Source organism: Porphyromonas sp. CAG:1061, from assembly GCF_000435035.1.
GTDB lineage: Bacteria > Bacteroidota > Bacteroidia > Bacteroidales > Porphyromonadaceae > Porphyromonas_A > Porphyromonas_A somerae.
The window spans coordinates 1-8,852 of sequence record NZ_HF988840.1; the positions used below are offsets into that span (position 1 = coordinate 1).

Sequence of the window (8,852 nt, forward strand, 5' to 3'; positions counted from 1 at the left end):
CATACCGAGGAAGGTATTGACGAGGGAGAGGGCGTCGGCACCGTGTTGCTCGGCGATGGTCGCCATCTTGGCGATGTCGGTGACGTTGGGCGAGAGCTTTACGATGAGGGTGTGGTGGTAGACTTTGCGTATCTCCGAGACAATCTCGGCGATGCCTTTTTCGGAAACTCCGAAGGCCATTCCGCCATTCTTTACGTTGGGGCAAGAGATATTGAGCTCCATAGCGTGGATGCCTGGGAGGTCGTTCATTGCCGAGGCAACAGCGATGTAATCGTCGATGGTAGAGCCATTAACGTTGGGAATGATCTCGGTGCCTAGTTGGATCGCTTCCGGATAGATGTGGTCGATGTAGTGCTGTAGGCCTAGGTTTTGGAGTCCTACCGCATTGAGCATGCCCGAGGGGGTCTCGGCCATCCGCTGTGGGGCATTGCCTTCTCTTGGCTCTAGGGTGGTGCCTTTGGTGAAGATGGCTCCTAGCTTCCCCACGTCATATATCTTATCCATCAGTAGCCCGTCCCCAAAGGTTCCCGAAGCTGTGGTGATGGGATTTTTAAGTTGTAGCTCCCCGATCTGTACCTCTAAATTCCTTTTCATACCTGCTCTATTTTATTCCCAAAGTAATTGTGATGTGTTGAAAACGGGGCCGTCGTGGCAGACGGTTTTGTGTCCCTTTGCAGTCGGTTCCACACAGCAGAGGCATACGCCGATACCGCAGGCCATCCTATTCTCGAGTGAGGCTTGTGCTGGGAGCCCTTGTTGCTTTGCCCAATGGGCAACGGCTTTCATCATGGGGGTAGGCCCACACATATATATATGAGTGAAGTGACCTTCACGGAGAATAGGGTGGTCGGTCACGAATCCTTGGCTACCGAGGGAGCCATCTTCGGTGGAGAGGTAGAGGGTGCCTAGCTCCTCAAAGTGGTGGAGGTTGGAGAAGTGGGCTTGGCTCCTAGCTCCGAGAAGAAAGCTGGGAGTGATACCCTGTTGCTTCATCGCCTTGCCAAGAGCATACATTGGGGCTACACCTACGCCTCCGCCCACTAGTAGGGGTTGGCTTCCAGCGGGGGGTAGCTCAAAGCTATTACCAAGTGGCAAGAGGATCTGGTACTCTGCTCCGATGGGTGCCTGCATCAGTAGCCGGGTGGCTCTACCAGCGGACTGTATGAGTAGGCTCAGCACTCGCTCTGTGCTATCGTAGATAGAGATGGGGCGACGGAGAAGTAGCCCATCGGGTGCTTTTACCCAAACTTGCACAAACTGTCCTGGGGCGAAGTGGGGTAGCTTTACTCCCGCTTCTACTGGTGTGAAGTGTCCTAGAAAGAGGCGGTCGGAGTACTCTTCCCGCTCTACTAGTTTCATTTTTAAGTCCAATATCTCTTTGCTCATACGGTATCTCTTTTTGAGGAAATAGTTCTCTTTCTGTGCAAAAGTAGCTATAAATTCCTATACCAGCGGAATATTGCTATATTTACAAAAGATATTATTGGACTTATAAACCTATGACAACGATAGATTGGTCACCTCGTGAGCGTGCATTGCGGGAGGAGTACAAGCTCCTTTCGCTAGAGTTTTCGCAACTCTATACGGAGCATCAGGACCTGATTAATACGGTGGGTCCTCGGCTTTCGGCGGAGTATCTGCAAGCGGTGGGGGAGTTGCAGTACAAGGTGCTGCAGCTACAGCTGGAGATAAAACTACTCTCGATGCGGGAAAGCTTGCTCCGCCAGTATGTGAATAGAGACGAGACGCCCGATGTGGAGCGTGTGGATAAGGAGCTGGAGAGGGTGCGGGAGGAGTATAATGCAACGCTGAGGCAGGAGAGTGAGAAGCTCTTTTATGCCAAGGAGTATCTCAAGTCACCTGAGCTTTCGCCCGACGAGAGTAAGGAGATACGCAGGCTCTACCAGACCATAGTGAAGTTGGTACACCCTGACCTTCACCCAGAGTCAACGGAGGAGATGATCGAGATATTTCGTAGGGGAACGCAACTCTATAAGGAAGGGGATCTGGATGGCATTCGGGACCTCTATAATGTGGTGCTCTTTAAGCACCCCACGGAGGGGATAGATGTGACCAATGGGATAGAGTACGAGATAGAACAGCTGAAAGGGCGGATTGCTAAGATAAAGGCAAAGATTGAGGAGCTTTGGCAGACGTTCCCTTATACCTTTGCTAAGGAGCTGGCGGACCCTCAGTGGGTGGAGCAAAGACAAAGGGACTTGACGGAGACGATCCGGCAATTGGAGGATCGTAAGGCGAAGATGCAGGAGATCATTACGCTCTTGGAGGAGTATGAATCACAAGGTTTTTGATTATGGCACATCAAGGCGGTATCACACCACTTAATGACAAGCTTCTTGCCCTGATTGGCACAGGGGGTATCAATAGTTTGGGGCTTCCAAAGCGGGAGATCTTTTTACTAGATATCATCGTGGCGGGCACTACGCATGTGGATAATATCCATGAGCTGAAGGCACAGATCATTCCTGGCACACTACTAAAGATGGTGCGGAGGCCCAAGAATATCTACGATGAAAAGGCGATCGCTCTCTTTATGGGTGCCGACCAGATTGGATATGTGCCTCGGACGCTCAACCTTATCATTTCCCGTCTGATGGATGCGGGTAAGGAGTTTTATGCCAAGGTGACGGAGGTGACGGAGCGGGGTGAGTGGGTACGTATCGAGGCTAAGATCTATATGGTGGAGTAGAGCCAAGAAAAAGCCCCCCTCTCTTTGGAGAAGGGGGCTTACTTAGTTGCTTGGGAGGGGTTATTTCCCTTTGTGGGTCATGATGTGGAGTACCTCTTTATCGGTTTCGGTCATGGCATCGCGGCCGATGGAGGTGAGGTTGTCAATGCTTTTGTCGATATCATCATCTACTACCCCTTCGTTGCTGGTGACCACTTTGTGTTCCATGGCAAGGAGGGAGGAGAGCATCGCTGAGCTGACACCACTAGTCACTTTGAGACTGCAACTAGGTTTGGCTCCGTCGCAGATCATACCTGTGAGGTTTCCGACCATATTTTTCACGGCAAAGCCAATCTGCTCCTTAGTCCCACCCATCAAGTAGGTGATGCCACATGCACTGCCTGTGGAGGCAACTACACAGCCACAAAGGGCGGAGAGGCGACCTAGCTTCTGCTTGATGTAGATGACCATAAGGTTGCTGAGCATCAATGCACGAATCCTCTTTTCTTCACTCACGCCCTCTTCTTCAGCAAAGGTAAGCACTGGCATCGTGGCCGTAATCCCTTGATTGCCACTTCCCGAATTGCTCATCACGGTTACAGGAGCTCCATCCATTCGGGCATCACAGGCGGCACTGGTGCTAGCAAGGAGACGAGTGTAGGCGGTGTCTCCTAGGTATTTTAGCCCCAATTCTCCTTTGATCATACGGCCTACGGAGTGACCATACTGACCCTTTAGTGAGTACTGAGATGCTTGCTTATTGAGCCTTGCGGCCTCCTCTATAAATCGGATCTCCTCAAGTGGCATCTCTGTGGCAAATCGGTAGACTAGGTCGAATGTGAGCGGTACTTCGGGACCTTCGTAGAGCTGTGTGGTGCCCTCGTCCTCTTGACCTGAGTGGCTACCCTGTCCCTGCTGTGCTACACCATCGAGGGTGAGGCTCTTGAGGGCGGTATGATTCTTCTCGATAATAGCAATGGCGGTATGGCCTTCGCTATCCTGTAGGGTGGCTTCTATGTAGAGTTTATCTACCTCTCCATCTTTTAGGCGGATGGTGATGATGCCCGCCTCCATAAGTGCCTTGGCTTTGGCAAACTGCTCCTCCGAGAAGTGGTCTAGCACGGTGAGCTCTTTTTCGGGTGCTGCTATCACCGCTCCTAGTGCTATGGCGATAGGTAGTCCTATCATACCAGTACCAGGAATGCCTACGCCCATAGCGTTTTTCAGAATGTTGGCACTTAGGTCGAGCGTGATAGACTTAATCTCTCCTGGTAGAATGGCTGAGGCGTGTGCCACAGTAAGTGCCACTGCCACGGGCTCGGTACACCCTGTTGCTGGGAGCACCTCTCGGTGTATCATCTTGATGATATTGAGCTGAAGTTCTCTTTCCATAATAGTCTCTATAATAGTATTTGTGTGGTGTTTAGTTATCGTCGCATAAAGATACCTTCTTTACAACTATTTTGCAACCCCCTTCTACCCTTATCACTCTTTTTTTAGTAGCTTTGCACAGTATATATATATGAGATGAGATGATGAATAAAGAAATGTACCAGATGCGGGGTGTCTCTGCCGATAAGGAGGATGTACATGCCGCTATTAAGAATATCGATAAAGGGCTCTATCCACAAGCTTTTTGCAAGATTCTGCCCGACCTGCTGGGCGGTGACCCCAACTATTGTAGCTTGATGCATGCTGATGGGGCGGGGACTAAGAGTAGCCTTGCCTATGCCTATTGGCGTGAGACGGGTGACCTCTCTGTATGGAAAGGGATAGCACAAGATGCCTTGGTAATGAATCTTGATGACCTTCTCTGCGTGGGAGCGGTGGATAATATATTGGTTTCTAGCACTATCGGACGAAATAAGCGTCTGATCCCTGGCGAGGTAATCGCAGCCATTATCAATGGTACGGAGGAGCTCCTGGAGCAGCTTCGAGGGCTGGGTGTAGGTATTTACTCGACTGGTGGTGAGACTGCCGATGTGGGGGACTTGGTACGTACCATCATCGTGGACAGTACGGTGAGCTGTAGGATGAAGCGGTCGGATGTGATCAATAATGCCAATATCAAGGGCGGGGATGTGATCGTGGGACTAGCCAGCTACGGCCAAGCAACCTATGAGGAGAGCTACAATGGAGGAATGGGAAGTAATGGGCTCACCTCTGCGCGGCATGATATATTTGGTAAGGAGGTGGCACGAAAATACCCTGAGAGCTTTGATGGGGCTCTCCCCGATGAGGTGGTCTATGTGGGCAAGCGTACGCTTACAGAGCCTGTGGAGGGTTTGGATATAGACTATGGTAAATTGGTGCTTTCGCCTACACGTACTTATGCACCTATCGTGGCCAAGATGCTTCAGGAGATGCGTGGGGCGATCCACGGTATGGTGCACTGTACTGGCGGGGCTCAGACCAAGGTGCTTCACTTTGTGCAAGGGAAGCGAGTGATCAAGGATCAGTGGCATCCGATCCCTCCACTCTTTGAGGTGATTGCTAGGGAGGGTAAGACGCCACCGAAGGAGATGTACAAAGTATTCAATATGGGTCATCGCCTTGAGGTTTACCTGCCAGAGTCGGAAACTAATACTTTGATAAAGCTCTCTGAAAGCTTTGGTGTGCCTGCAAAGGTGATAGGTAGAGTGGAGGAGGTAGCACAAAATGAATTGATCCTTGATACTCCACTTGGGCATTTTGAATACCACTAAAAAGGGATGGCTAAGAAATTTGATATACTAGCGAGAACTGAGGGGCTTAAGGAACGCTTTGAGGAGGTTCAGATCTTGATTACTGACCCAAGTGTGATCAGTGATCAGAAGCGGTTTATGCGTCTTAGCAAGGAGTATAAGGAGCTGGAGAACCTGACGAAGAAGAGCGACGAGTATCGGTTGCTTCTCGCCAATTTGGAGGAGGCTCAGACGATAGTTGCCGAGGAAAGTGATGATGAGCTACGGCACATGGCTGAGGATGAGATCGAGGCGATTCGGGAGCAGCTGCCAACGATGGAGGAGGAGATTAAGTTGCTGTTAATTCCTAAGGATCCTGAGGACGATAAGGATGCAATAGTGGAGATACGTGGCGGTACGGGAGGGGACGAAGCGGCACTATTCGCGGGTGACCTCTACAAGATGTATGTGAAGTACTGCGAAAGCCAAGGCTGGAGGTGTAGTACCTCCTCATTTAGTGAGGGTACGTTGGGGGGATTTAAGGAGATTGTCTTCAAGGTGGAGGGAGATGGAGTCTATGGCAAGCTAAAGTATGAGTCTGGCGTGCATCGTGTGCAGCGTGTCCCCGCCACGGAAACGCAAGGGCGGGTGCATACCTCGGCAGCAACGGTAGCTGTATTGCCTCAGGCAGATGAATTTGATGTGGAGGTGAAGGAGTCGGATATCCGCGTAGATACTTTTTGCTCTTCAGGAGCAGGGGGGCAGTCAGTGAATACCACCTATTCGGCAGTTCGTCTCACGCATATCCCTACTGGCATTGTGGTACAGAGCCAAGATGAGCGGTCGCAGCTGAAAAATAAGGCTCGGGCGATGGAGGAGCTTCGAACACGTATATACAATATGGAGTATCAGAAGTATATCGATGAGATTGCCTCCAAGCGAAAGACTTTGGTAAGTACCGGTGATCGTTCGGCAAAGATACGTACCTACAACTTCCCTCAAGGGCGGGTGACAGACCACCGCATTGGGCTAACGGTCTACCAACTGAGTGATGTACTGGATGGAGATATTCAGCAGTTTATTGATGCGCTTACCGTGGCGGAGAATGCAGAGCATCTAGCTTCTGCAGAGATGTAGCCTAGGCTGTCCCAAATAGAGCTATTAGTACCTTTACAATATTATCATTTATGAAACAATTCTTGCGAAAAGTGCACCTTTGGCTCTCGGTGCCATTTGGGGTTTTTATTACGTTGATCTGCCTAACGGGTGGTCTCTTGATTATAGAGAAAGACCTTATCCGTAGAGGTGACTCCTCGTTGGTTTATGTGAAGCCAGAGGGAGAGCCAATGGAGATGAGCCTGCTTTGCTCAAAGGTGCTAGAGACTCAGCCCGAAGGGGCTAAGATATCGGGAGTAACGATTTATCCCGACCCCAGTAAGTCTTATGAGGTGGCTATTGCGCCGCCTTATCGTAAGACTATCTATGTAGATCTATATCGGGGCGAGGTGCTAGGGGCGTATGAGCGCTCCGCCTTTTTCACCACGGTCTCTCTGATTCACCGTCGAATGCTTGATAGCACAAAGGAAGCAGTAGTCGGTAAGCAGGTGGTAGGGGTTACTGTTTGGGCTTTTGTATTCATCTTGATCTCGGGTATTGTCTTGTGGTGGCCTAGTCGCTGGAGTAGGTTAGGACGCTCTCTGAAGATACGCTTTGGCCGTGGGCGAAGGGTACTGTGGTACGACCTTCACGTGGTGCTAGGCGTTTTCGCTACTCTAATACTACTGGGCTCCGCTGTGACTGGTCTTATTTGGACTTACGATTGGTTTGAAAAGCCTATGTACAAGCTTTTTGGTGCCTCTCAGCCTTCTGAGAAGCCACCTCATGCCTCTATCCAAGAGATTGGAGATGGGTATGTAGCGTGGGGTGTAGCGGTGAAGCAGATCCCATTGGAGAAGTATGCTTCTTTGAGAGTGCAGAAAGGAGTGGTGAAGGCTTCGCTAACAGGTTGGGGCAATGCTAGAGCTACTGACGATTACCGCTTTGACCCTGTAAGTGGGGAATTACAGGAGGTGACTAAGTATGCCGATAAGGAGAGGTACGAGAAAGTGAGTGGCTGGATCTCATCTATTCATCTTGGAAGATGGGGTGGTACCTTTTCACGTCTGCTCACTTTTTTGGCAATGATCATAGGCGCTTCACTACCTATTACTGGCTATTATCTATGGTGGAAGCGGATTTACCGCCCTCGTAAGAAGCGTGAATTGTGCTAAGAAGGCTTAAATAGGGGGCTTTTAATCTATAAGTATTGTAATTGCTAGTTATCTCTCTTCAATCTGTGTTAAAAGAGGGCGGCTTGCTCTCTTTCTTTCACAATTTATACCTACATTTGCCTATGAAAGGACAGTCGGAAAGTGGAGTAGGCTTACGAAAAGCTAGCTTTTGACTGTAACTATTTAATAACATAGAAAATTGTAAATGATGAAGAAGATTATTTTAGCAGCTATTGCTAGTACAGTTTTTGCGATCGGTGCAATGGCACAGTATCGTCCAAGTGTAATTGTGAGTGCAGGATATCAAGGTGCCAACATCAGTGGTTTTAACGACTCTAAGATCGCTTCTGGTGCTCGTGCAGGTGTAGCCCTAGACTTCGGTGTTTTGAATACCGGTGGTATGGAGCTCAGCGTACAGCCTGGTCTTAACTTCTCTATGAAGGGCTTCTCTTATGGTGATAAGGAGGATATCAAGAACTCACTTTACTACATCGATCTACCTATCCTAGCTAACCTACGCTTTGGTGTAACCGAAGGTCTTAATGCCTTTGTTAATGCTGGTCCTTACCTAGCTTATGGTGTTGGTGGATCTGCAAAGGTTGGTGATAATAAGGACAAGTCCAATCCATTTAAGGAGACTACTATTGCAGGAAAGTCAATCCGCGCATACAATCCATTTGATTGGGGTCTTCAGGTAGGTGCAGGTCTAGAGTATCAGCGTGTAATGCTTTCTGTAGGTGCACAGTTTGGTATGTATGATGTTACCAAGAACTATACAGTTGATATTCCTGTTGTTGGTAAGAAAGAATTTGGTGACACTAACAAGAATAGTGCATTCTTCGTAACTGCAGGTTATCGCTTCTAATAAAAGAAGGTTCTTGTATAATGAGAGAGGTACACTCCTATGGGGTGTACCTCTCTTTTTTCATACTTACATAGGAGCTATTATTCTGCAGATATCAAGACTGTAGGATAGGGTCTATCAAGACCCTATCCAACGGAGAGCACGTGGGTTAAGGACCTCGGAGAGGTCCGTGTTAAATAGGCACAGGTCGGAGGGGCAGAGCCCCGAACGACTGGGGGTAAGCAATGGCACACGTATATACTCGCCCCCTTGTGGGTCGGACATAGTCATGCGACCGATCGCTTTTGTGCAATTGTCTCTCCAAGTATTTGTTTTCTGACTAATAATCTATTACATCAACCTCTTATTCCGTATGCGTGCGGAAT

Annotated in this window: 9 protein-coding genes; 6 read left to right on the forward strand and 3 right to left on the reverse strand. The window is 49.3% G+C overall.

Going from position 1 to position 8,852, the window contains the following annotated elements; translation table 11 throughout:
* Both QVO39_RS00770 and QVO39_RS00775 read right to left on the reverse strand, forming a co-directional pair.
* Positions 1–594 (reverse strand): beta/alpha barrel domain-containing protein (locus QVO39_RS00770; RefSeq protein WP_288171281.1); only part of this gene is annotated, 594 nt, incomplete at its 3' end.
* Between the two features lie 12 nt (positions 595–606).
* Positions 607–1,386, reverse strand: a complete 780-nt coding sequence (locus QVO39_RS00775; RefSeq protein ID WP_021902597.1) for a dihydroorotate dehydrogenase electron transfer subunit — start codon at positions 1,384–1,386, stop codon at positions 607–609.
* Positions 1,387–1,499: 113 nt separating this feature from the next.
* Here QVO39_RS00775 and QVO39_RS00780 point away from each other — a divergent pair, with 113 nt between their 5' ends.
* Together QVO39_RS00780 and QVO39_RS00785 are read left to right on the forward strand one after the other, a co-directional pair.
* Positions 1,500–2,312: a hypothetical protein gene (locus QVO39_RS00780; protein ID WP_021902598.1), complete on the forward strand. Its 813-nt coding sequence runs from the start codon at positions 1,500–1,502 to the stop codon at positions 2,310–2,312.
* Positions 2,313–2,314: 2 nt separating this feature from the next.
* Complete coding sequence (locus QVO39_RS00785) at positions 2,315–2,710, forward strand: HIRAN domain-containing protein (RefSeq protein ID WP_021902599.1); 396 nt, start codon at positions 2,315–2,317, stop codon at positions 2,708–2,710.
* 60 nt (positions 2,711–2,770) lie between these two features.
* On the opposite strand, the gene QVO39_RS00790 is transcribed toward QVO39_RS00785, so the two are convergent.
* Positions 2,771–4,081: an L-cysteine desulfidase family protein gene (locus QVO39_RS00790; protein WP_021902600.1), complete on the reverse strand. Its 1,311-nt coding sequence runs from the start codon at positions 4,079–4,081 to the stop codon at positions 2,771–2,773.
* 143 nt (positions 4,082–4,224) lie between these two features.
* Between QVO39_RS00790 and QVO39_RS00795 the strand changes: the two genes are divergently transcribed.
* The 4 genes from QVO39_RS00795 (at position 4,225) to QVO39_RS00810 (ending at position 8,487) form a co-directional block, all read left to right on the forward strand.
* Positions 4,225–5,394 (forward strand): AIR synthase related protein, encoded by a 1,170-nt coding sequence (locus QVO39_RS00795; RefSeq protein WP_288171286.1) that lies wholly within the window; start codon positions 4,225–4,227, stop codon positions 5,392–5,394.
* 6 nt (positions 5,395–5,400) lie between these two features.
* The gene (gene prfA / locus QVO39_RS00800; RefSeq protein WP_021902602.1) at positions 5,401–6,489 is read left to right on the forward strand and encodes a peptide chain release factor 1; all 1,089 of its coding nucleotides are present in this window, start codon (positions 5,401–5,403) and stop codon (positions 6,487–6,489) included.
* Positions 6,490–6,539: 50 nt separating this feature from the next.
* Positions 6,540–7,622 (forward strand): PepSY-associated TM helix domain-containing protein, encoded by a 1,083-nt coding sequence (locus QVO39_RS00805; RefSeq protein WP_021902603.1) that lies wholly within the window; start codon positions 6,540–6,542, stop codon positions 7,620–7,622.
* Between the two features lie 205 nt (positions 7,623–7,827).
* Positions 7,828–8,487, forward strand: coding sequence for a porin family protein (locus QVO39_RS00810; protein ID WP_021902604.1), 660 nt, complete (start codon positions 7,828–7,830; stop codon positions 8,485–8,487).
* Positions 8,488–8,852 lie beyond the last annotated feature (365 nt).